Here is a 21,631-nt window from a genome sequence, read left to right on the forward strand (position 1 = left end):
AAATATCAGTAAAAGCGATTGTTAGTTGTAGTGATTTTTGCCTAAAATAGACTATTCTGAATTAGAACCATATTTTTAGGTAGCTGTCGCCATGACATTTGTTGTCACTGAAAACTGTATTAAATGTAAATATCAAGACTGCGTTGAAGTTTGTCCTGTAGACTGCTTCTACGAGGGTCCGAACTTCCTTGTCATTAATCCAGACGAATGTATCGACTGTGCATTATGTGAACCAGAGTGTCCTGCCAACGCTATTTTCTCTGAAGATGAATTACCAGAAGGTCAGGAAGTGTTTATCGAGCTAAATGCTGAACTTTCACAGACTTGGCCAAACATTACACAAATTGGCGATCAACCTGCTGATCGTGAAGAATGGAATGGAAAACCAGACAAATTACAATACTTAGAAAAGTAAGTTCGTCTTGTTGTGAAAAAGATCAGTCCTGTGCTGATCTTTTTTTATACCTAAAACACACATTTGATTGCAATATTTTCAAATTTTAACCAGCATTTTCGATTAGAATACTGCCACTTTAAATAAATATCTGATTTGCCTAATGAAGAAATTTTTCAAGGCGCTGTTTTCGTTCAGCATTGTTCCCGTTATCTTGGTTGCCTGTAGTTCAACCCCAAACAGAACAACAACGATCACCACGCCCGATGGAAAACGAATTTTCATTCCTCAAGAAAAAATCACCTATGAGCGTCAGGTAGCACCTAAAATTGTGCCTTATTCGTATAATGCATGGGTGGCAGTGAGTGACAATTTACGCCAAGTTCGTGAATATGAACGCTTCTTGGAACACAACGGTGTTGGCAATATTATTCCAAGTTTTGAATTAATGCGTACCGCACGTGACTGGCAACGCTGTGGACGTTCGCAATTTATGATTCCAAGTCGTGAATTGTGGCAAAATCAGGTGCCTACCTTGCGTGTATTTAAATATTTGGTCGCCTCTAAAGTCTTAACTGATTTTGAAGTCACTTCTGTCTATCGAGATTTACCACTGAATCAATGTGCAGGTGGTGCGAACTCATCGCGTCACTTATTTAACTCAGCCATTGATTTTAGAATTGGGCCACAATTCCCGAATGCCGAAGACTATGCCTATATTGAAAGTACCAAATACAGACTGTGTCAGTTCTGGCAGCAATATGGTCAAAGTTTAAACATGGGCTTAGGCTTATACGCTTCAGGACAAATTCATATTGATACACAAGGTTATCGAACTTGGGGGCCAGATTTAAGCCGCCATTCATCTATGTGTAATTTCTAATTCAGTGTTGTTTAGAATTAAATCCTAAAGAGGTCAAATTGACCTCTTTTTTTATTGCGAAATAGATTATCACCTGCTCCATTCCGCGAATAAATTGCACTCTGAGCAGAAAAGTTTACAATGCACACATCGCAACAAAGGTGAGCACGCTATGCAACAAATGTGGACGGATATCGATCACTATATCGAATCACATTTAATTCCCGAAGACCCAGTTTTGACGCAAACTTTAGAAAATACCGATGCCAAAGGTTTTCCAGATCACCTTGCAGTTGCGGCAAATCAGGGCATGTTGCTACAAATGCTCATTCAAATGAATCAATGCAAACGTGTGTTGGAATTGGGCACATTCGCAGCTTATAGCACAATGTGGCTAGCACGTGCGCTGCCTGAAGATGGTTATATACTCACGATTGAAGGACGTGATACCCATGCAGCTTTGGGACAGGAAAATATTGACCGCGCTCAATTAAAACAAAAGGTTGAATTAAAAGTTGGTCGTGCTGCAGAAATTCTAAAAGCTCTGCCAGAAGATACTGAAGCTTTTGATTTTATTTTTATTGATGCCGACAAACAAAGCTATCCTGAATATTTGGAACTGAGTCTTAAACTTTCACGCTCAGGTACAATTATCTTTTTAGACAATGTAATTCGTGCAGGGGAAATTTTAAATCCTGACAATCACAAACCAAGCATTGAAGGGATTCGTGACATGTTCAAAGCCATGCAAAATCATTCGCGAATTTTATCGTGCACAGCATTACAAACTGTAGGCAGCAAAGGACATGATGGCTTTGCTTTAGCGATTGTAAAGTAAAGTCCACACAAGGTTAAAAAACAACCTAAAGCAATTTTACATTATATATTATAATGTTACATATACTGTCCATACAGTTATCCACAAATTATGCGGATAACCATGGACAGTCAGCAAGCATTTACATCAGTTCAACTAAACAATCTTTTGAAATGATCTTTTTTGAATCATTTACGATTTTTACTTTGCCACCAACAAAGGAACAGTTGAGTTACGGAAAATATTGGTGGTAATGCTTCCCAAGAAAAATTGATGAATTTTACTGTGGCTAAATGCCCCTAGTACAATCAACTGGATACCATGTTCACGTTGATAATCTAAAATATTTTCAGCTACATCACCATAACGATATTCAACCACCACATCTAAACCCGCTGCTGTTAAAAAATCTGCAGGTTCATTTAAAACTTCAGGATGATCGCCCACATAAAGCAAATGACATTGCAGTAATTTAAGCAAATCACTTTGTGCAATTCGCTTCATCATTTTGATGCAAGTTGGGGAATATTCATAAGCAAAAATAAAGCGGGTTGGTGCTTTAAAATGCTCTCCCACAGTCATCACGGTACAATTTGCACCACGAATAAAGTTTTCGACATTACTCCCTAAAGCCTTATTGCGTTCAGCAGATTTTTCGCCCACGCGTCCAATCACCACAATATCGTCTTCATTCAACACACTGAAGCTTTGTTCTAGAAAATCGCCTTTTTCTTGAATTTGAGTAGGTACAATTTCATATTTTTCCTGAATCATATTGGAAATGTGCTGCAATAAATTGTTGCTATAGTCGAGTGCTAATTCACTTTGTTTTTGTTCCAACTCAGCTAATTCTTTGAGTAACATCGCATTACTTTCAAAACCAATCACGCCACTAATTTCCCCCAAATGATAACTGGCGGGGTAATAATCCAAAACTTGTAATAACACCAATTCACGTTGAGTTTGTGTTGCAATCCACGCAGCAGCTTCAGCAAGCGCATTAATACAAGGCGAAGAATCAATACAAGCAATTACACGTTTCATTATTGCCTCTCTTACTGCCTTTTGCAGGCTATTTTTTAGTTGTTATTTTTAACTTAACACAACTCGTGTTGCAGGGACATGAAAAAATGTAATGAAGTTTAAAGATTTAGCCTTGCTGCATCGTATTTACTCACGATAACGAATCAATTTTGCAGGGTTTCCTACCACAATTTCCCGCTCCTGAACATCTTTGGTGACCATGCTATTCATACCAACGACTGCATGTGCCGCAATCTTCACCCCATCTTTAACACCAACATGCGCACCTAACCAAACATCCTTACCAACTTCAATGCCCTGTGAACGCACCGCTTGCTGATAAATGGGCTGATCCAAAGCCATGCCATGATCAAATGCATATAAATGACAATATGCTGCGATACGCACCTGATCATGAAGCTTAATTCCAACTCTGCCACCATCTAAAATACAGTGGTGATTAATCGCGACTTCATTGCCAATTTCTAAAGGGCCATGCAAAGTACAATCGGCTGCAATAAAGGTATTATCGCCAATACTGATTTTACGCCCCGGCTCTGCAAAAATATGTGCCAAAGGGGAAATAAAACAGTTTTTGCCAATCTCCACCGTTTCCATTGCCATTAAATAAGCTTGATATTCCTGCTGCCAAGCTTCTGCCCATACACGATGTTTAGGTTTTAATGACCAATATAACCACGGCATGTAGTTTAAACGGTGTTTATGCTGCTCACGGTACTTCGATAATGGATCAGGTGAATTTGCTTCAGTCATCTTGATCATCCTCAAGGATTTTGAGTTGTTCACGCCCACGGCTAATATCTTGTAATTTTAGTTTTAAAGGGTCTATTTGATCGACTTGCATGAATGCCTTTACCAACACGCCTTCGGCGGTGTAGTCTTCGCTGTACTCAATCTGCTGACTATTTAGCTCGTATTGTAAAATTGCCCACTCATTAAAATGACAGGAAAATTGCACGGTCTTTTTTTCAATCAGTTCTATTTTTTCTGCTAGAGCCAAACATTGCCCTGCACATCCCCCATAGGCACGTACCAAGCCGCCTGTGCCCAATTTAATGCCGCCGTACCAACGATTCACCAACACCAAAACATTAGTCAACTCATTGCCTTCAATCGTGGCTAAAATAGGACGTCCTGCCGTACCTGAAGGTTCGCCATCATCATTAAAACGTAATTGATGCCCGATTTTCCATGCCCAACATTGATGTGTGGTAGATGAATCACGCTGCTGTTCCAAAAAAGTTTTTACCGCTTGCTCATTATCTACAGGCACAGCAATTGCCTGAAATCGACTTTTTTTAATTTCTTCTTCAAAAGTGATGGGCGCAGCAATGGTAAATGGCATAACACTCCAGATCAATCAACCAGTTAAATAAAAACTTGATAATTATAACGTGTTTAGCGCTCTAACGTATTTAGAGTTATAGCTTATTTGGACTGATAACCACCATGAAAAAACCTTCTATCCTCAAAGGTATAGAAGGTTAAATAATGTTTACACGACTTTCTGTTCTACAACTTATGCAGTAAGCATACGAAAACCAATAACGGTTAGAACATTCAAGCTTTAAACAAAAAAGTCTTCACCCAAATAAACTTCACGCACAATTTCATTTTCCAGAATTTCTTGCGGTGTACCCTCTGCAATGACTGAACCTTCGCTAACAATATAAGCACGTTCACAAATGGCTAAAGTATCACGGACGTTATGGTCGGTAATTAATACGCCAATGTCACGATCTTTTAAGGTACGAATGATATCTTTAATATCACCGACAGAAATAGGATCGACCCCTGCAAAAGGCTCATCTAACAACATAAATTTAGGGTCTGCTGCCAAAGCACGGGCAATTTCTGCACGACGGCGTTCGCCACCCGACACACTCATCCCTAATGAATCTTTAATATGCGTGATTTTAAAATCTGCCAGCAATTCTGATAAACGCTGCTGACGTTGCTGTTTATTTAAATCTTTGCGGGTTTCTAAAATAGCCATAATATTTTCAGCGATGGTCAGCTTTCTGAAAATAGAGGCTTCTTGCGGTAAATAACCAATCCCCTTACGCGCACGTTCATGCATGGCAAGGTCAGATAAATCCAGTTGATCTAAATGGATTTCGCCTTTATCCATACGCACCAAACCCACAACCATGTAGAAACTGGTGGTTTTACCCGCACCGTTCGGCCCAAGTAACCCGACAATTTCACCACTTTTCATTTCAAATGAAACGTCTTTAACCACCCAGCGCTTATTATAGTTTTTGGCTAAATGCTTAATACACAAAGTCTGCTGACCGTGCTGGACGCTGTCCTGTGCTGCGCTCGTTTGATCCATTAATCACGCGCTCCCGGGAATGATTTTGAACTTGATGGTGGAATCACAATTTTTACACGACCCGCTTCAGAACCAGTTTTGTTCGGTGTACCAATCGCTTCAACATCGCCTTTGTTCATACTATAACGCAAGGTATTACCACGAATACTGGCTCCATCTTGCTCTAAAAGTGCGCCACCCGTTAAGGTGATAATGCCTGTTTCAGCATTGTAAACAATCTTTTGCGCCTGACCTTTGGCAAGCCCTTTGGCTGGATCAGTCTTTTGCTGGAATTGCGCAGGTCTGCCCGTTGCCGTAATGACACTAATTTCTTTTTTGCTGTTCAGATTAGCAACAATCGAATCTGCCTGCAGTTTCATGGTGCCCTGTTCAATCACCACATTGCCTGTATAAGTGGTGACGCCAGTACGTTCACTAAAGGTCGCACGGTCTGCCAATAAAGTAATAGGCTGACTGCGGTCTGACGGAATTGCCCATGCACCTGCCGATGAAAGCACCGCCAAGCCCACAAGTGCTGCTTGTTTTATCAACGCTTTAGGAGCTGTAAGCTTAGATTTATGGTTCATACTTTCCTCGAATATTAAAAAATTCGTATTGCCCGTCATTTAAATTGGCTTTTAAGCCCTGACTGATAAAATCAGCCTGTGGAGATTGTACAGTCACTTGTTTTTCGGTACTGATTTCACGTGTTTTAGGAAACACATTCAACTCGACTGTTTCAAGCGTCAGTTTGCCTTGAGCGAGTAACTTGGTTGCTAGCACTTGATCTGACAACACAACCTTTTCATTGTCATTAAAACCTTGTGCCTGTTTAGCAAAAAAAGTGGCATCCACCGCGCCCGCTTTATACATAGAGGCATTCAAATTTTCCAGCTTAGAGGTTTTTTGCTGCATGTCTTGCTCTAAACGGTCAATTTGCGCACGCACATATAAATTGCCCTGCTCATCTGTTTGGGTCAGATGAATTTGCTCTGCACTATAAGTCATAGAGCGAGCAGCGTCAGTTTCCAGTTTTTTGCCTTTACCGCTGTAATAGTAATAACCACCACTTACAGCTGCAATTGCAATCGCAGTAACGTATAAAACTTTAGTATCCATAAGTGGGGCTGTAACTCAAACCTTTGAATGTATGACTTAATTAATGAGGGATGCTGAGATATTTTTCAAGTAAGCTTTGGTACACACCTTTGGCGGTTAAAATCATATCGCAGATTTCACGTACCGCACCGCGCCCACCCATGGCCTGTGTAACTAAATCGGCACGACGACGCACTTCAATATGTCCATTTGGCACTGTGACTTTCATCCCTGCAATCGAAAACGCTGAAAGATCAGGCCAGTCATCGCCCATATAGAGACAATCTGCAGGTGATAAACCTAACTTGGCACAGGCTTCCTGCAATGCAGTGCCTTTATCTTCACGTCCTTGGTAGACCAAATCTACACCTAAATCGGACATGCGTTTTTCTACAATATTACTTTTACGACCCGTGATGATAATGACTTTAACACCTGCTTGTTGCACCAGTTTCATACCTAAACCATCACGAATATCGAATGATTTAATTTCATCACCGCTGTTGGTTAAGGTGACAAAACCATCACTTAGAATTCCATCGACATCTAAAACCAAAGCTTCAATATGACGCGCTTGCTCTAATAAAATATAAGATGCCATTGTTTAGTTTACCCCTGCTTGAATCAAGTCATGCATACTGATCACACCAATGACTTTATTGGCATCATCCACCACCACAAACTGATTGATTTTACGGTCACGTAATTGCTCTAAAGCTTCAACTGCACGTGCTTCTTGTGAAATCGTTGCAGGATGTTGAGTCATCACTTGCCCAACTTGTAAATTCACATCAAAGCCCTGTTGTTTATCAATTAAACGTCGTAAATCACCATCGGTGAAAATGCCTAACAAGACGTCATTTTCATCGACAATTGTGGTTAAACCTAGACGTTTGTTTGAAATTTCGTATAACACTTTGTTCATTGGTGTATCTGGTGCAACTTTAGGTAATTCTGTACCGGTATGCATCAAATGTTTCACATGCAATAACAGGCGCTTACCCAAAGCGCCTGCAGGATGTGAACGAGCAAAATCATCGGCAGTAAAACCACGTGCATCAAGTAACGCTACAGCCAATGCATCACCTAATGCCAAGGTTGCAGTCGTACTTGAGGTTGGTGCTAAACCAAGTGGACAAGCTTCCTGAATATTGCCTAATGTTAAAGCGACATCAGCATTTTGTGGCATCGGCCCGCGATCATCACCGCTAATTGTGATTAGAGGAACTTCCAGATGTTTGATGAGTGGCATCAACATCATAATTTCATCACTTTTGCCGGAGTTGGAAATAGCAATTAAAACATCACCCCGTACCAACATTCCCAAATCACCATGCCCTGCTTCACCCGGGTGCATAAAGAAAGACGGCGTGCCTGTAGAGGCAAACGTCGCAGCCATTTTACGACCAATATGACCTGATTTTCCCATACCTGTGACCACAACACGCCCTTTGCAATGCAACATGATTTCGCAGGCACGGCTAAAACGCTGATCAATTTGCGTCGCCAAGACTTGTAATGCTTGTTCTTCTATTCTTAAAGTGTCTAAGGCTACAGATTGGAAATCCATGGTATTTGACATGTTTGGCATTCAACGTTCAACTTAAATTGAGTATTTTCTACACCTCAATAAAAGCGATTTATTGAAGCACATTTAATTTTCGCAATTTTAGCATATCTATGCAATTCTACACTTTGATTCTGCGTGTGTTTTTTGTTTTAACGCATTTTTGTATGCTGTTTTAATTAACTCGCTTTTTGACTCGAGTTTCAAATGAAAAACAATCATATTTGAGCTTAGGCTATTTATTTTATTGATTCAAAGTTGCAGATAAAGCTAAAGATAGAACTAGCTCAGAAGCATATTTCAACGAAAATGCTCTAAAAATTATGGATCAAACCCATCTATAAAGCTGACTGCAAGCAAGCTGTAACAAACAGCCATAAAAAAACGCTTATCTTTCGATAAGCGTTTTTTAAAATTTTGGAGCGGGAAACGAGACTCGAACTCGCGACCCCAACCTTGGCAAGGTTGTGCTCTACCAACTGAGCTATTCCCGCAATATGGAAGTGAATTATAGAGAATTTCATACAACTGTCAACTCTCTATGCTCCCAAGTGCTCAATTAATCAGCACGACGCCATACTGTACCTTGACGGGTATCTTCCAAGACCACACCTTGATCGAGCAAAGACTGACGAATTTCATCAGCACGGGCGAAATCTTTGGCTTTTTTGGCATCCTGACGTTGCTGAATGAAGTCTGCAATGGCTTGTTCAGATAAACCTAAAGCGTCCTGACCAATATCAGACTTCAGGAATTCATCGACATCATGCTGCACCAAACCTAAAATATTGGTCAAATGACGCAAAGTCGAATAGTACACCGCCGCCTGATCTGCCTGCTGCTCTTTTACTGAACGGTTCAGCTCTTTATTCACTTCAAACAGAACTGCAATTGCTTCGGCTGTATTAAAGTCGTCTCGCATTGCGGCATTAAAACGTTCCACCAAAGCCTCATCTAACTGCTCAACTGTTTGCGTACCGTACGCTTGTTGATAAGCTTTAAATGAGTGATAGAAACGTGATAATGCGGTTTTGGCTTCTTTGAGTGCTACATCGGAGAAGTTTACAGGGCTACGATAATGCGATGACACAATAAAGTAGCGGATCACTTCAGGATGGAATTTTTCCATCACATCACGAATGGTGAAGAAGTTACCCAATGACTTCGACATTTTTTCGCCATCGACATTAATAAAGCCAACGTGCATCCAGTAATTTACATACTGCTCACCTGTTGATGCTTCAGACTGGGCAATTTCATTTTCATGGTGTGGGAACATTAAGTCTGAACCACCACCATGAATATCAAAATGATTACCTAAGCAGCAAGTCGACATCGCAGAACATTCAATGTGCCAACCCGGACGTCCATTGCCCCACGGCGAAGCCCAAGATGGTTCATTTTCTTTGGCATGTTTCCACAAAACAAAGTCAAATGGATGCTTTTTGTCGACTTCAACATCAACACGCTCAGACGCGCCCGCCTGCATGTCTTCTAGCTTGCGACCTGAAAGACGGCCATATTTGTCAAATTTTTCAACCTGAAAATAAACATCGCCATTACTTGCAGGATAAGCTGTGCCTTTATTGACCAAATTACCAATCATATTTTGCATTTGATCAATATATTCAGTGGCACGTGGTGCAGCATCAGGTTCAACACAGCCTAAGTTTGCCGCATCTTCATTCATGGCTTGAATAAAACGATCTGTTAAAGCTTGAATGCTCTCGCCATTTTCATTGGCACGTTTAATAATTTTGTCGTCAATGTCGGTAATGTTGCGGACATATTTCACATTCCAACCTTGACTGCGCAAAAAGCGAATGATGTAGTCAAATGCAACCATAACCCGCGCATGCCCGATATGACAGTAATCATAAACCGTCATGCCACAGACATACATGTCGATATGTCCTTCTTTACGCGGAACAAATTTAACTTTTTTTCGTTGCTCTGAGTTATATAGAACAAATGGTTGCATAGGTTTTCAAAATAGGTCTATTAAAAGATGCTCCATCTTAACCTAAGCATTATTTTTCATAAAGTTTTTCGATGTTTTTATTCTGTATGTGTCTGTGTGAAGAGAATATCGCGGATGATCCAAGCCTTCTCCCGAAGGAGAAGGAACTTTTTGATACCTGTACTTAGGCGTTTGCTGATCTTATACGGTTTGGCAAAGCTTATGCAGCATCACGTTTTTGTACCAAAATCGCGCCAACTGAATAGCCTGCGCCAAATGAACACAAGACACCATATTCACCGTTTTCGACTTCGTGTGCAGTACGGTGTAAAGCGATAATTACCCCTGCCGAAGAAGTATTGGCAAACTCATCTAAAATAATAGGTACTAAACCTGGTTGTGCTGCTTCTTTACCAACCACCAATTTCAAAATGAGTTCGTTCATGCTGGCATTGGCTTGGTGCAACCAGAAACGCTTCACCTCGGTTGGCGCAATCTGATTCTTTTCTAATTGCGCAGTAATCATTTTGGCAACTAAGGGGCAAACTTCTTTAAAGACTTTGCGACCATCTTGATGGAAGCGTTTATCGTCAATATCTGCATTTTCACTTAAGTTTAAAAAACCGAAATTATTACGGATATTATTCGAGAACTGAGTAAACAGGTTCATGTCCAAAATTTCAAAACCTGCTTTGGTTTCAGTGTCTTCCAAAATTGAAGCGGTTGCTACATCACCAAAAATAAAGTGGCAGTCACGTGAACGGAAATCGTTATGACCTGAGGTAATTTCGACATTCACCAACAGTACGCGGCGCGCACCTGCTTTAATCGCATCATGCGCTTGCTTAATGCCGAAAGTCGCAGCAGAACATGCCACGTTCATGTCATAGGCATAACCTTGAATACCAAGTGCAGTTTGAATTTCAATCGCCACCGCAGGATAAGCACGCTGCAAGTTTGAGCAAGACAAAATCACCACATCAATATCTTCTGCGGTCACGCCTGCATTTTGCATGGCTTGTTTTGCAGCAATTACACCCCATTCTGCTTGTAGCGAAATTTCATCATCCCCGCGTTCACGCAAATTTGGACGTAAACGGTTAATGTCCAGAATACCTGTTTTTTCTGACACGTAACGGCGTTTTACCCCAGAGGCTTTTTCGATAAAGTCAGCACTTGAGCCACGACGTTCTTCAAGCTCATCTGCTGCAATTTTGTCAGCATTGAGCTGATTATACTGTTCCACATAAGCATTTAAACTTTCGACCAACTCTTCATTGGTAATAACATCTTCTGGGTGATAAAGACCAGTACCTGTAATGCGAATGCCCATGTAAAACTCCTTCTAGAAATTACTAATATCTTAACTGATTCCGAGCTTTTCCCATACTTTTTGCAGCCGAGTTGCAGAAATTGGCATTTTGGTTTTCATGGGTTGAGAGAACAGCGATATGCGTAATTCTTCCACCATAAAGTACAATTCCTTGAGTCGGGCATCTTGTTTGTGTTTAAACAATTTGTCCATCCAAGGGTCAATTTGGGCGATGGCAGCATCGTCTCTTTGCAAGTTGTTGGGTAAGCGGTCTAAACGTAATAACAACGCTTTCAAATAGCGCGGATATTCGCTCCACACCTCTACAGGCTTGCTATACACAAAGTCTGCCAGATGCATTAAGTCCAGCTGATCTTCAATATCATCCATATTTTTGGCAAACACGGCTTCATCTAGCATAAGGAGCTGACGGCGGATGTCTTGCCAAGCAATATAAATTTCATTAAAGATACGCAGCGTGGTTTGACCATGACTGAGGAAAGTCTTTTTTACCTCAAGCTGCAACTTTTGAAACTCTTCCAAGTTGACTGGTAAGTCACCAATAATGCTTTGCAATGTTGCATAGATCAACATTTGCTCAAGTTGAGCTTTATCACCCAAAGGCGAATACGCCAAAGCCAAGGGTTTATCAATTTGTTTTTTCAATTGGCGTGATAAATCACCCAATTGCACATATAGCAAACGAATCACGCCTTCACGGTGCTGACGAATCGCCTCACTCTGATCATTAAAGGTTTGAATCACCACACCCGATTCATCTTTTGGTAAAAGCTCTGCAAATGTTTTGCTTGGTACCAACGCCTGATATTGCTTAACCACTACGCCCGTAACTTTTTGCGAAGCTTCAAATACAAATCGTTCAGGAAAAGTTTGAAATTCTCCGTGCACCTGCTTTACAGGACTATGCGTTTCGGTATGGCAACGCGCTTTTAATTCAGATAAATCACGACCTTGCTCAATCACCCGCCCTTTTTCATCTAGCACTTTAATGAACGGCAATAAATACGCATCTACCCGCTCAAAGCTAAAGTCTTTTTCGGTGATGTGTTCAGCACGTAATTGAAATGCCAAAAAGCTAAAAATGTGCTCGCGTAAATTTACCGCATCAACACGTTGTAGCAACTTTCGAGCTGTGTCTGGAATAGGCACCAAATGACGACGCTTATCTTTAGGCAAAGTCTTGAGCAAGGCTTCAATTAAATTTTCACGCCAACCCAGAACACCCCACGACCAGATATTTTCATCGACCTGTGCCAACGCTTGCACTGGAATTTTAACGGTTGCGCCATCTTCATCATGGCTGGGGTCAAAACGGTAACTGGCCGCCAAGCGCAGCTCACCATTACGCAAATAGTCAGGAAATTGCTGCGTGGTCGGACGATCATTCAGCCAAAGTGCATCATCTTCCACAAATAAATAACGTGGATTTTGCGGCTCTACTGTGGCACGCCAATCTTCAAAGGAACGACGGCTTGCAACTTCTGCAGGTACTTTGGCGGCATAAAATTGATAAATAGTTTCTTCATCAACAACTAAATCACGACGACGTAATTTATCTTCAACCCGTTCCACTTCTTCCAGTTTAAGCAGGTTGTGTTTTAAAAATGGTGGGGTAATGCCCAAGTTGCCTGTGGTTAAAGCATCACGTAAGAATATTTCATGGGCGGCTTCCTGATCGACCTTTTCGTAATTGACAGGACGTTTCGGCTCGATAATTAGACCAAACAGCGAAATTTGATCATAGGCATTCACCACGCCTGCTTTTTTAGACCAATGTGGTTCAAAATAGTGATGCTTCAGCAAATCACGTGCAGCCAATAAAATCCATTCAGGTTCAATTTTTGCCAAGGTGCGTAGATACACTTGCGAAGTTTCTACCATCTCAAATGCCATGACCCACGGTGTATTGGTTTTATGCAAAGTCGATGCAGGGAAAATTCGTGCTTTTTGTTGGCGTACTGCCATAAACACATTGCGCTCATCGGTTTTATTGGCAATAAAAGAAAGCAACCCTGTTAATAACGCCCGATGCAGATTTTCATAACTGGCTTTTTTCTCATTAAACGACAGTTTTAAGCCACGCGCCAAATCCACCAATTGTTCATGAGTTTTCTTCCATTCACGTAAACGCAACCAACTTAAAAAATGCTGACGGGCAAAAGTACGACGTTTGTTTTCACTCATGCCATCACGGTTTTCGTGTAAAGTTTCCCACAATTTTAAATAGAATAAAAAGTCAGAATCTGCTTCACGGAACAAAGCATGTTTTTGATCGGCTTGCATTTGTTTGTCTGCAGGACGTTCACGCGGGTCTTGTACCGCCAATGCCGCTACAATAATCAGGACTTCATTTAACACCCCAAAATGCGCACCGCCTAAAATCATACGTGCCAGTCTTGGATCAATCGGCATTTTTGCCATTTGCTGACCAATTTTGGTTAAGCTGCTGCCTTGAAGCTCGCCTTTATTAGCGGTGGATTTAGTGGAATTATTCGGATGATTGTCTCCCTTTTGCGTCGCAGAGCTACTCATTCCGTCTAAAAGAGGGGCTTTACCCTTCTCAATCATCGCACCCAGTTCAATCAACAGCTTACGACCATCATTGACTAAACGATGATCTGGCGGCTCAATAAAATCAAAATCTTCGAGCGTACCCAAGCCCAAACTTTGCATTTGTAAAATGACCGATGCCAAGTTGGTGCGTTTAATTTCAGGTTCAGTAAACTCTGGGCGACTTAAAAAATCTTCTTCTGAATACAGGCGAATACAAACGCCTGGTGCAATACGACCACAACGTCCTTTACGCTGATTCGCTGCTGCCTGAGATACTGCTTCAATCGGTAAACGCTGCACCCGTGAGCGATAGTTATAACGTGAAATACGTGCAAAACCGCTATCAATCACATAGCGGATATTGGGTACAGTGAGTGCGGTTTCAGCGACGTTGGTGGCAATAATAATGCGACGACCACCACCTGAAGGATTAAAAATTTTTTGTTGTTCCGCCAAAGCCAAACGCGCATACAACGGTAAAATTTCAGTATGACGCGGTCCATGCTTATGCAAGGTTTCTTGCAGCTCCCGAATTTCCTGTTCAGTACTGGCAAAAATTAGAATATCGGCATGTTCAGGATGACCTTTTTCCTGTGCATCGGCAAAGCATTCTTCTACCGCTTGCACCACTGCGCGTGGCAAGTTTTCTTCAAAGTCATCAAACTCATCATCATCACTACCACCAATGCTTAATTCAGAAATTGGACGATAACGTACTTCGACAGGATAGCTTCGACCTTCGACCTCAAAAATAGGTGCGCCGTTAAAATAGTTACTAAAACGCTGCACATCTAAAGTTGCAGAAGTGATGATGACTTTTAAATCAGGGCGACGTGGCAAAAGTTGCTTTAAATAGCCCATAATGAAGTCAATATTTAAAGAACGCTCATGCGCTTCATCTATAATAATGGTGTCGTATTTATTTAAATAACGATCATTGGCAAGCTCTGCTAACAAAATACCATCGGTCATTAAACGGACAATTGAATCTTGCGAACCCTGTTCATTAAAACGAACTTTAAAGCTGATGGACTCACCTAACTTTTCGCCAACTTCTTCGGCAATACGCTGCGATACACTACGCGCAGCAAGACGTCGTGGCTGAGTATGACCAATTAACCCCGTTAAACCACGACCTGCCAACATTGCAATTTGTGGTAACTGTGTAGTTTTCCCTGAACCTGTTTCACCCGCCACAATAATGACCTGATGTTGCTGAATTGCAGTAATCAACTGTTCGGCAGATTGAGTCACAGGTAAATCTTGATTCAACTTAATGTTGGGAATGCGCTGTGCACGCTCCAACACTTTTAAATTAGATTTTTCAAATAATTCCTGATATTGCTTTGGATTGGCATCTTTGCCTTTTCGTAGTCGATTTAAACGATGACGATCACGCGCCAAAACGAGGTGGTCTACATTTAAATGACTCTGCACAGAATACGCTTCCTAACCAAAACACAAACGCGTATTTTACGCTGTAATGCCTTTAAGCGAAAGAACAGTGATTTAGAATGCGTATTTAAAAAGTTTTAAATCCCCCCTTGAATTTCAAAATAGCATCCCCATATAGATGTATGTTCACCAATTGCTTGAAATGGGTTGTATTTGAACCTGAAAAATAGGTTGTCATGCAATCATCATCATTTTGAGGCCTAATAAAGACTCAATAATACTGTGATGAAAGTGTACGCTTTTTACATACTCATTTGTTTTTCCGATGCTAGTAATGTAAAAATACCATTTCAGCAATAAAACAAAATTAGATACTCTATTGCCAACGAAATACAAACCTTAATCATGGAGACAATGATGAGCTTAATTAATACTGAAGTTAAACCATTTAAAGCAAATGCATACCACAACGGTCAATTCATTGAAGTAACTGAAGCTGATCTTAAAGGCAAATGGTCTGTAGTATTCTTCTACCCTGCTGACTTCACTTTCGTTTGCCCAACTGAGCTTGGTGACCTTGCAGACAACTACGCAGAATTCCAAAAATTAGGCGTTGAAATCTATGCAGTTTCTACTGACACTCACTTCACGCACAAAGCTTGGCACGATTCTTCAGAAGAAATCAAAAAAATCCAATACGTAATGGTTGGCGACCCAACTTGGACGCTTTCTAAAAACTTCGAAGTATTAATCGAATCTGCTGGTCTTGCTGACCGTGGTACTTTCGTAATTGATCCAGAAGGTAAAATCCAAATCATCGAAATCAATGCTGGCGGTATTGGCCGTGATGCTCAAGAACTTCTTCGTAAAGTTAAAGCAGCTCAATACGTTCACGCTCACCCAGGTGAAGTATGCCCAGCTAAATGGAAAGAAGGTGATGCAACTTTAGCCCCATCTATCGACCTAGTAGGTAAAATCTAAGTTTTAGATTAAACCACTCAAAAAAACCACGCATATTTTGCGTGGTTTTTTTTAATCAGAACATCACCCTTTTCTACCTTATTTATTCATATTTCATCTCTAGAATAGAAAATGTAAAAACATTACAACACTACAATCGAATCTGTACCGGTAACAGTTGTGAGATTTATTTTTGAGGGCTGTTCTATGAAAAAATTATTTTTACTTTCAACATTAATAGCATTTTCAGTGCCAGCTTTAGCTGATTTCAACTGTAATGGCAGCATTAAAAATCGAACTATTGATGATAATGTCAAAGTGCATAAACAATGTGTTCTTGATCATGTGACTATTAAGGGCAACCTAATGTTGCATTCCAACTCACATACGGCAATTAAAAATAGTACGATTGATGGCAATTTAGAATCTAAAGGAAACTTTAGTCAGGTTAATGCACATGCCAACCGCATTGATGGCAATATCCAACTCGAAGATGGGCGTAACATCCAACTCACGTCAAACCGTGTAAATGGCAATATTCAACTTAAAGATAATTCAGGCTCAATCGTTGTAAAAAATAACCGCGTGAATGGCAATTTAGAATGTGAAGATAACCGCGTAAAACCGACTGGCGGCACAAACCGTGTTTCTGGTGACAAAGAAGATCAATGTCGTCATCTATAAAATCTAGTCTTTCAATCATTTTATTTAAATGAATGACTATTCATGTGCAAAGCATAAACACCACATCCTAAATGTGGTGTTTTATTTCGCTTCATAATAGTTTTGTCGTTTTTGGCACGTTTAGGTTGCGCAAAAAACTTATATTCAAAAGTTACAATTCTGTAATACTTTTTAGCAAGCACTTCACTTATGTTCAAAATAAGCAGATTTATTCTGTGAAAAATAATATAAAAAATAAAGGAGTTGCTTATGGGTAAAACACTTGCCGTGACATCCTGGACATACAGTGCATCTTCACGTTATTTAAAAATATTTTACGAAAATGGCTCTGGGGATTTATTCCATCCTGTACCACAATTTATTTATGACAACTTATTAAGACGCAGTGATAAAGCAGCTTTTGTGAGTAAATATTTAGCATACGATTTAAGCTTTAACCGTATTTCCATTCAATAATTGATTTTATTAAACTTTGAGCATCCACATAACGATCCAATCTAAAAATAGATTGGATCGTTTTAAATAGGTAAATAACTTCAAATATTAATACACTTCTTGAATCAATTTAAAGCGTTCCTGTTCACGGTCATCATCCAAAGTAATACTCTCCGTGAACATATCAAGCGGTCTGGCCCAAATAGAATAATCGCCATATAAGCATTGATAAACCACCAATTTCTCTTGGGTTTCACTGTGTGTAGCCACATGCAGCACTTGATACAATTGCCCTTTATAATGTTGATAAATCCCTTTTTTAAGCATTTTACAATCCCAATCTTACAGAATGGCATTACTGTACAATAAAAACTGTAACCATTCTCAAGATTTCACCTTATCAGAAAAAATGAATCGCATCGGCATATTTTTCTCTAATTTATCGTTCTAATCTACACAACAAAAAAATATCTAAACCCATTACATTATTTGAACAATTTTAAGCTTCAAATTGATTGTTTTTTGGTTATATTCGCATTATCCCATCTTAAGTGGATGTAAAAAAAGGAAACATGATAATGAATAAACTTCTTATTGCTTTAGGTCTTGCTGCCACTGTAGCACTTGTAGGTTGTGCAAAAGAAAAAGCACCAGAAACAGGGGCAACTACGGGTGAACACTTAGAAAACGCTGCGGCTCAAGCTGCACATGATGCCAAAGATGCAACACATGAAGCTGCTACTGCTACAGCAACTGCGGTAGATAACGCAGCGCAAGCAACTGAAAATGCTGCACACAATGTTGCAACAGCAACAGAAAACGCAGCTGATACGACTGTACAAGCTGCTAAAGATGCAACTGCTGCGACTGCAGGTGCGGTTGAACAAGGTGCTGCAAATGTGAAAGAAAAAGCACAACAATAATTTGATTGTATAAAACAAAAACTCCTGAGCAAGTTCTCAGGAGTTTTTTATTCAGCACGATTTAATTAGGGTCTGTTGACAATTCGTCTATGTTTGCGACATGAGAGATATATCTCGCAAGGTTTTTTAGCTGATATAAGGCATGGGACAGGAAATTTACTCATTCTAAATGACTGGCACATAACGTAATAGCAGCAAAAAATATGCTTGTATCCTTGCGCAGCAAACAAAGCAGTGCTTTGTTTTTGCTCATGTGGCTAAAACTTTCACAGATTGCGTTATAAAACTTGAAAATAAACCCGTTATTCCCTGCGTTTCATGCCTAATCTGCTCAGTTTTAGCCTACAGCGCAAGCCATTTATGAAATATCAACAGACCCTAGTAAACCTAAATCCTGCCGCAACTATAACGCCGCTTTTAAATTACAACCATAGCCCATGGTCTGTTGTACTTGGCGGTAACTGGTGTAACGATTCAAAATAAAATCATAATAAGATTCTGCATTGGCAAAATTTTCAGCCAAATTTTCCTGCTCTGCACGCGGTAATTTTACATCTTTAAGAAAATCTAGATTGTTATGTCCTAAGCGATATAACTCAGCAAAATAACCATTCATCATATCGCAATAAGCAATTTTAGTCGGCTTTAAAGCAGTACTGGCGACCAAATGCTGATTCAAAGTTTGTAAGTTATTTACATCTAAAGGGAATTGATGCGCAAATGCGATATTTTCGACTTGTTTAAATTGTTTGAAGTCTTGCGCCAATTTGACATTTAAAGCATCTATACGCTGTTGTAATGCAGTCGCATCCTGAACCTGATATTGCTTTGGATCAATTTTTACTTGAGTTTGCTGTGGATTGCTACACGCACTTAATCCACACACCACAAGCAAACCACCATAAACGAAAGGCTTCATTAATTTACTCATCAATTCATACATCAGGCTTATTATGCCTGAAAGCATCTGCAAATTTAATGATATCGCTCATCTTAATATTTCATAAAGAAATGACGGATATGATTTGCCAATCTACCTAGAGTTGGGCAAAGTAGATAAAAACATGGAGTAAATAATATGACCTTATTAGAACAACTGAATATAAAGCATCCTATTTTTCTTGCTCCAATGGCTGGCGTTTCTACTCCCGAACTTGCAGCCGAGGTTTCTAATCAAGGTGGTTTTGGCTCACTCGGTTTAGGTGCAAACACGGTAGATGCTGCACGTGAGCAAATTTTACGCACTCAAGAACTGACTGATTTTCCATTTCAGGTCAATTTCTTTTGCCATGAATCAAGTCCACTAGATGAAGTCGCTGCACAAGCGTGGATTGCACATTTTCAGCCAATCTTTGAACGCTATGGCGCAACTGCACCGAGTCAACTAAATTGTATTTATCCAAGTTTTAAAGACCATGATGGATATTTAGATCTTGTACTAGAAACTAAACCACAAGCCGTCAGTTTTCACTTCGGGATTCCGCATGCGCATCAAATTCAGGCTTTAAAAGATGCAGGAATCATTACTATGGTTTCAGCAACCAACTTAGCCGAAGCTCAAGCCATTGAAGCAGCGGGAATTGATGTCATTATCGCCCAAGGCATTGAGGCAGGTGGACATCGGGGTATCTTTAACCAAACCTTTGATAGTGCAATTAAAACCAGCGATTTAGTACAACTAATTCGTGAACATTGTACCCTGCCAGTGGTTGCAGCAGGTGGCATTATGAATGGTCAGCAAGCACAGTTAATGCTGAAATTGGGCGCTTCTGCGGTACAGCTGGGTACAGCTTTTGTGCAATGTAAAAGTTCCAATGCCAATCCAGCTTATCGACAAGCTTTATTTCAACAAAACATTACTCAAATGACCGACAGCATTTCTGGACGCCCTGCCCGTGGTTTAATTAATCATTGGCATACACAAGTAGATACGCCAGATCGTTTAACAGTACCTACCTATCCGTATAGCTATGATCTTGCAAAACAGTTGCATGCAGCAGCCGTTATACAAGGCGAGCAAGGTTATGCTCCGTTTTGGGCTGGTAGTAATGTGAGTCAGATACGTGAATTAGAAGCCGCAGATTTAATTAATCAGTTGGTTTTGGAAATGATTCACGCACGCTAAGTTTACGTACAGAAAACTCAACTGTGTATCACAGTTGAGTTTTTATTTAGTTCCAAAAAAGCTAAAGCATATATTTGCATGCGATTACTTTGTGTCTAACAAGTTCACGGTTTCAACCTGCACATCACTCATGATTTCACCATGCGCAAGTAGCTGATTAAAGTAATCTTCAACCACTTTATATTGTTCTGCAGTACTTTCTACTTGATACATACTTTGACGGAATTCATTACTTGAACGTAAACCTTTGGTGTACCAAGCAATATGTTTACGTGAAATACGACAACCTGAATATTCACCATAAAATTCATACAGCTCAGCTAAATGTCCAAGTAATACTTTTTGAACTTCTGCAATGCTCGGTGCTGCTAACAGCTCACCTGTTGCTAAATAATGTGCGATTTCCCGAAAAATCCACGGACGTCCTTGCGCAGCACGTCCAATCATAATCGCATCTGCGCCTGTATAGTCCAAGACATATTTGGCTTTTTCAGGACTATCAATATCACCATTGGCAATCACAGGAATATTGAGCATGCTTTTCACTTCTTTAATCAGTGAATAGCGTGCACGGTTTAAATACATATCTTCACGGGTACGCCCATGCAATGCCAATGCAGCAATGCCTGCTTGTTCTGCGTGTTTGGCAACCCGTAAAATATTTTCCTGCCCATTCAAAAAACCTAAGCGAGTTTTCAGTGTCACAGGCACATTCACCGCGGCAACCACAGTATCTAAAATGCGTGCCACCAAATCTTCATCTTGCAATAAAGCCGAACCAGCCAACTTATTGCAGACTTTTTTGGCAGGACATCCCATATTGATATCAACAATTTGTGCACCATTGGCGACTTGATAACGTGCGGCTTCGGCCAAATCATGCGGGTCTGAACCTGCAATTTGTGCAGAAATTGGTGCAAGTTCCCCATCAAAGTTGGCACGATACAAACTCTTTTTACTCATGCGCAAAGTTTTGTCAGAGGTCATCATTTCACTGACCGCATGCCCTGCACCAAAGTACTTGCACAGTGAGCGAAAGGGTCTATCTGTGACGCCTGCCATCGGGGCAACGATCAAATTATTTGACAGTTGATAGGGACCAATATACATATATATTCTTAACTTTAACGATTGGCATAGTATACTGCATCTGCCCTTTGGGCTCAT

Annotated in this window: 22 protein-coding genes and 1 tRNA gene; 8 read left to right on the forward strand and 15 right to left on the reverse strand. The window is 40.4% G+C overall.

The features are described 5' to 3' along the window. The first annotated feature begins 91 nt into the window (after positions 1-91). From fdxA to FTV28_RS04730, 3 genes are all read left to right on the forward strand, one after another. Positions 92-415, forward strand: a complete 324-nt coding sequence (gene fdxA / locus FTV28_RS04720) for a ferredoxin FdxA (RefSeq protein WP_004973093.1) — start codon at positions 92-94, stop codon at positions 413-415. Between the two features lie 142 nt (positions 416-557). Further along, positions 558-1,277, forward strand: a complete 720-nt coding sequence (locus FTV28_RS04725) for a D-Ala-D-Ala carboxypeptidase family metallohydrolase (protein WP_004973092.1) — start codon at positions 558-560, stop codon at positions 1,275-1,277. A gap of 151 nt (positions 1,278-1,428) precedes the next feature. Further along, positions 1,429-2,094 (forward strand): O-methyltransferase, encoded by a 666-nt coding sequence (locus FTV28_RS04730; protein ID WP_136144534.1) that lies wholly within the window; start codon positions 1,429-1,431, stop codon positions 2,092-2,094. Positions 2,095-2,274: 180 nt separating this feature from the next. Here FTV28_RS04730 and FTV28_RS04735 read toward each other — a convergent pair whose 3' ends face one another. The 12 genes from FTV28_RS04735 to FTV28_RS04790 form a co-directional block, all read right to left on the reverse strand. Continuing rightward, positions 2,275-3,117: a universal stress protein gene (locus tag FTV28_RS04735; protein WP_154320670.1), complete on the reverse strand. Its 843-nt coding sequence runs from the start codon at positions 3,115-3,117 to the stop codon at positions 2,275-2,277. 126 nt (positions 3,118-3,243) lie between these two features. Then, positions 3,244-3,870: a DapH/DapD/GlmU-related protein gene (locus FTV28_RS04740; RefSeq protein WP_096900924.1), complete on the reverse strand. Its 627-nt coding sequence runs from the start codon at positions 3,868-3,870 to the stop codon at positions 3,244-3,246. Then, positions 3,863-4,462 carry a YigZ family protein gene (locus FTV28_RS04745; RefSeq protein ID WP_096900925.1) on the reverse strand — a complete coding sequence of 200 codons (600 nt, stop codon included), beginning with the start codon at positions 4,460-4,462 and terminating at the stop codon, positions 3,863-3,865. The genes FTV28_RS04740 and FTV28_RS04745 overlap by 8 nt, the downstream gene beginning before the upstream one ends. 222 nt (positions 4,463-4,684) lie before the next feature. Continuing rightward, positions 4,685-5,452, reverse strand: coding sequence for an LPS export ABC transporter ATP-binding protein (lptB, locus tag FTV28_RS04750; protein ID WP_004973074.1), 768 nt, complete (start codon positions 5,450-5,452; stop codon positions 4,685-4,687). After that, positions 5,452-6,018, reverse strand: a complete 567-nt coding sequence (gene lptA, locus FTV28_RS04755) for a lipopolysaccharide transport periplasmic protein LptA (protein ID WP_004973072.1) — start codon at positions 6,016-6,018, stop codon at positions 5,452-5,454. The genes lptB and lptA overlap by 1 nt, the downstream gene beginning before the upstream one ends. Continuing rightward, positions 6,008-6,550 (reverse strand): LPS export ABC transporter periplasmic protein LptC, encoded by a 543-nt coding sequence (lptC, locus tag FTV28_RS04760; RefSeq protein ID WP_004973071.1) that lies wholly within the window; start codon positions 6,548-6,550, stop codon positions 6,008-6,010. The genes lptA and lptC overlap by 11 nt, the downstream gene beginning before the upstream one ends. Positions 6,551-6,590: 40 nt before the next feature. Then, entirely contained in the window at positions 6,591-7,130 is a 540-nt protein-coding gene (locus FTV28_RS04765; protein ID WP_004973069.1) for an HAD family hydrolase, read from the reverse strand. A 3-nt stretch (positions 7,131-7,133) separates the two neighbouring features. Then, positions 7,134-8,111, reverse strand: a complete 978-nt coding sequence (locus FTV28_RS04770) for an SIS domain-containing protein (protein WP_179989561.1) — start codon at positions 8,109-8,111, stop codon at positions 7,134-7,136. A 403-nt stretch (positions 8,112-8,514) separates the two neighbouring features. Next, positions 8,515-8,590, reverse strand: a tRNA-Gly gene (locus FTV28_RS04775). 65 nt (positions 8,591-8,655) lie between these two features. Continuing rightward, positions 8,656-10,077, reverse strand: a complete 1,422-nt coding sequence (gene cysS, locus FTV28_RS04780; protein WP_179989563.1) for a cysteine--tRNA ligase — start codon at positions 10,075-10,077, stop codon at positions 8,656-8,658. Positions 10,078-10,276: 199 nt separating this feature from the next. Then, positions 10,277-11,389 carry a beta-ketoacyl-ACP synthase III gene (locus tag FTV28_RS04785; RefSeq protein WP_179989565.1) on the reverse strand — a complete coding sequence of 371 codons (1,113 nt, stop codon included), beginning with the start codon at positions 11,387-11,389 and terminating at the stop codon, positions 10,277-10,279. Positions 11,390-11,419: 30 nt separating this feature from the next. After that, positions 11,420-15,379, reverse strand: coding sequence for a DUF3418 domain-containing protein (locus FTV28_RS04790; protein WP_179989567.1), 3,960 nt, complete (start codon positions 15,377-15,379; stop codon positions 11,420-11,422). 375 nt (positions 15,380-15,754) lie between these two features. On the opposite strand from FTV28_RS04790, the gene ahpC reads away from it, so the two are divergent. From ahpC to FTV28_RS04805, 3 genes are all read left to right on the forward strand, one after another. After that, positions 15,755-16,318, forward strand: a complete 564-nt coding sequence (ahpC, locus tag FTV28_RS04795) for an alkyl hydroperoxide reductase subunit C (RefSeq protein ID WP_004973058.1) — start codon at positions 15,755-15,757, stop codon at positions 16,316-16,318. Positions 16,319-16,663: 345 nt separating this feature from the next. Further along, positions 16,664-16,981 carry a hypothetical protein gene (locus tag FTV28_RS04800; protein WP_225530638.1) on the forward strand — a complete coding sequence of 106 codons (318 nt, stop codon included), beginning with the start codon at positions 16,664-16,666 and terminating at the stop codon, positions 16,979-16,981. Between the two features lie 249 nt (positions 16,982-17,230). Then, entirely contained in the window at positions 17,231-17,437 is a 207-nt protein-coding gene (locus FTV28_RS04805; protein ID WP_004973053.1) for a hypothetical protein, read from the forward strand. A gap of 87 nt (positions 17,438-17,524) precedes the next feature. Here FTV28_RS04805 and FTV28_RS04810 read toward each other — a convergent pair whose 3' ends face one another. Beyond that, positions 17,525-17,743 (reverse strand): DUF1653 domain-containing protein, encoded by a 219-nt coding sequence (locus FTV28_RS04810; protein ID WP_004973051.1) that lies wholly within the window; start codon positions 17,741-17,743, stop codon positions 17,525-17,527. 251 nt (positions 17,744-17,994) lie between these two features. On the opposite strand from FTV28_RS04810, the gene FTV28_RS04815 reads away from it, so the two are divergent. Beyond that, on the forward strand, positions 17,995-18,339 hold the full coding sequence (locus FTV28_RS04815) for a hypothetical protein (protein WP_179989569.1): 345 nt from the start codon (positions 17,995-17,997) through the stop codon (positions 18,337-18,339). Between the two features lie 403 nt (positions 18,340-18,742). On the opposite strand, the gene FTV28_RS04820 is transcribed toward FTV28_RS04815, so the two are convergent. Beyond that, on the reverse strand, positions 18,743-19,258 hold the full coding sequence (locus FTV28_RS04820; RefSeq protein ID WP_131260826.1) for a hypothetical protein: 516 nt from the start codon (positions 19,256-19,258) through the stop codon (positions 18,743-18,745). Positions 19,259-19,417: 159 nt separating this feature from the next. Here FTV28_RS04820 and FTV28_RS04825 point away from each other — a divergent pair, with 159 nt between their 5' ends. Further along, on the forward strand, positions 19,418-20,464 hold the full coding sequence (locus FTV28_RS04825) for a nitronate monooxygenase family protein (RefSeq protein WP_154320665.1): 1,047 nt from the start codon (positions 19,418-19,420) through the stop codon (positions 20,462-20,464). An 84-nt stretch (positions 20,465-20,548) separates the two neighbouring features. Here FTV28_RS04825 and dusB read toward each other — a convergent pair whose 3' ends face one another. After that, positions 20,549-21,574, reverse strand: a complete 1,026-nt coding sequence (dusB, locus tag FTV28_RS04830) for a tRNA dihydrouridine synthase DusB (RefSeq protein WP_179989571.1) — start codon at positions 21,572-21,574, stop codon at positions 20,549-20,551. Between the last annotated feature and the right edge of the window lie 57 nt (positions 21,575-21,631).

Origin of the sequence: Acinetobacter sp. YH12252, from assembly GCF_013417365.1 — a bacterium.
Classification (GTDB): domain Bacteria; phylum Pseudomonadota; class Gammaproteobacteria; order Pseudomonadales; family Moraxellaceae; genus Acinetobacter; species Acinetobacter towneri.

Bases quoted from the DNA above. Each gene is read 5' to 3' on its own strand.
- fdxA (WP_004973093.1), top strand. From the start codon at position 92: ATGACATTTGTTGTCACTGAAAACTGTATTAAATGTAAATATCAAGAC.
- FTV28_RS04725 (WP_004973092.1), top strand. From the start codon at position 558: ATGAAGAAATTTTTCAAGGCGCTGTTTTCGTTCAGCATTGTTCCCGTT.
- FTV28_RS04730 (WP_136144534.1), top strand. From the start codon at position 1,429: ATGCAACAAATGTGGACGGATATCGATCACTATATCGAATCACATTTA.
- FTV28_RS04735 (WP_154320670.1), bottom strand. From the start codon at position 3,117: ATGAAACGTGTAATTGCTTGTATTGATTCTTCGCCTTGTATTAATGCG.
- FTV28_RS04740 (WP_096900924.1), bottom strand. From the start codon at position 3,870: ATGACTGAAGCAAATTCACCTGATCCATTATCGAAGTACCGTGAGCAG.
- FTV28_RS04745 (WP_096900925.1), bottom strand. From the start codon at position 4,462: ATGCCATTTACCATTGCTGCGCCCATCACTTTTGAAGAAGAAATTAAA.
- lptB (WP_004973074.1), bottom strand. From the start codon at position 5,452: ATGGATCAAACGAGCGCAGCACAGGACAGCGTCCAGCACGGTCAGCAG.
- lptA (WP_004973072.1), bottom strand. From the start codon at position 6,018: ATGAACCATAAATCTAAGCTTACAGCTCCTAAAGCGTTGATAAAACAA.
- lptC (WP_004973071.1), bottom strand. From the start codon at position 6,550: ATGGATACTAAAGTTTTATACGTTACTGCGATTGCAATTGCAGCTGTA.
- FTV28_RS04765 (WP_004973069.1), bottom strand. From the start codon at position 7,130: ATGGCATCTTATATTTTATTAGAGCAAGCGCGTCATATTGAAGCTTTG.
- FTV28_RS04770 (WP_179989561.1), bottom strand. From the start codon at position 8,111: ATGTCAAATACCATGGATTTCCAATCTGTAGCCTTAGACACTTTAAGA.
- cysS (WP_179989563.1), bottom strand. From the start codon at position 10,077: ATGCAACCATTTGTTCTATATAACTCAGAGCAACGAAAAAAAGTTAAA.
- FTV28_RS04785 (WP_179989565.1), bottom strand. From the start codon at position 11,389: ATGGGCATTCGCATTACAGGTACTGGTCTTTATCACCCAGAAGATGTT.
- ahpC (WP_004973058.1), top strand. From the start codon at position 15,755: ATGAGCTTAATTAATACTGAAGTTAAACCATTTAAAGCAAATGCATAC.
- FTV28_RS04800 (WP_225530638.1), top strand. From the start codon at position 16,664: ATGTTGCATTCCAACTCACATACGGCAATTAAAAATAGTACGATTGAT.
- FTV28_RS04805 (WP_004973053.1), top strand. From the start codon at position 17,231: ATGGGTAAAACACTTGCCGTGACATCCTGGACATACAGTGCATCTTCA.
- FTV28_RS04810 (WP_004973051.1), bottom strand. From the start codon at position 17,743: ATGCTTAAAAAAGGGATTTATCAACATTATAAAGGGCAATTGTATCAA.
- FTV28_RS04815 (WP_179989569.1), top strand. From the start codon at position 17,995: ATGAATAAACTTCTTATTGCTTTAGGTCTTGCTGCCACTGTAGCACTT.
- FTV28_RS04820 (WP_131260826.1), bottom strand. From the start codon at position 19,258: ATGAAGCCTTTCGTTTATGGTGGTTTGCTTGTGGTGTGTGGATTAAGT.
- FTV28_RS04825 (WP_154320665.1), top strand. From the start codon at position 19,418: ATGACCTTATTAGAACAACTGAATATAAAGCATCCTATTTTTCTTGCT.
- dusB (WP_179989571.1), bottom strand. From the start codon at position 21,574: ATGTATATTGGTCCCTATCAACTGTCAAATAATTTGATCGTTGCCCCG.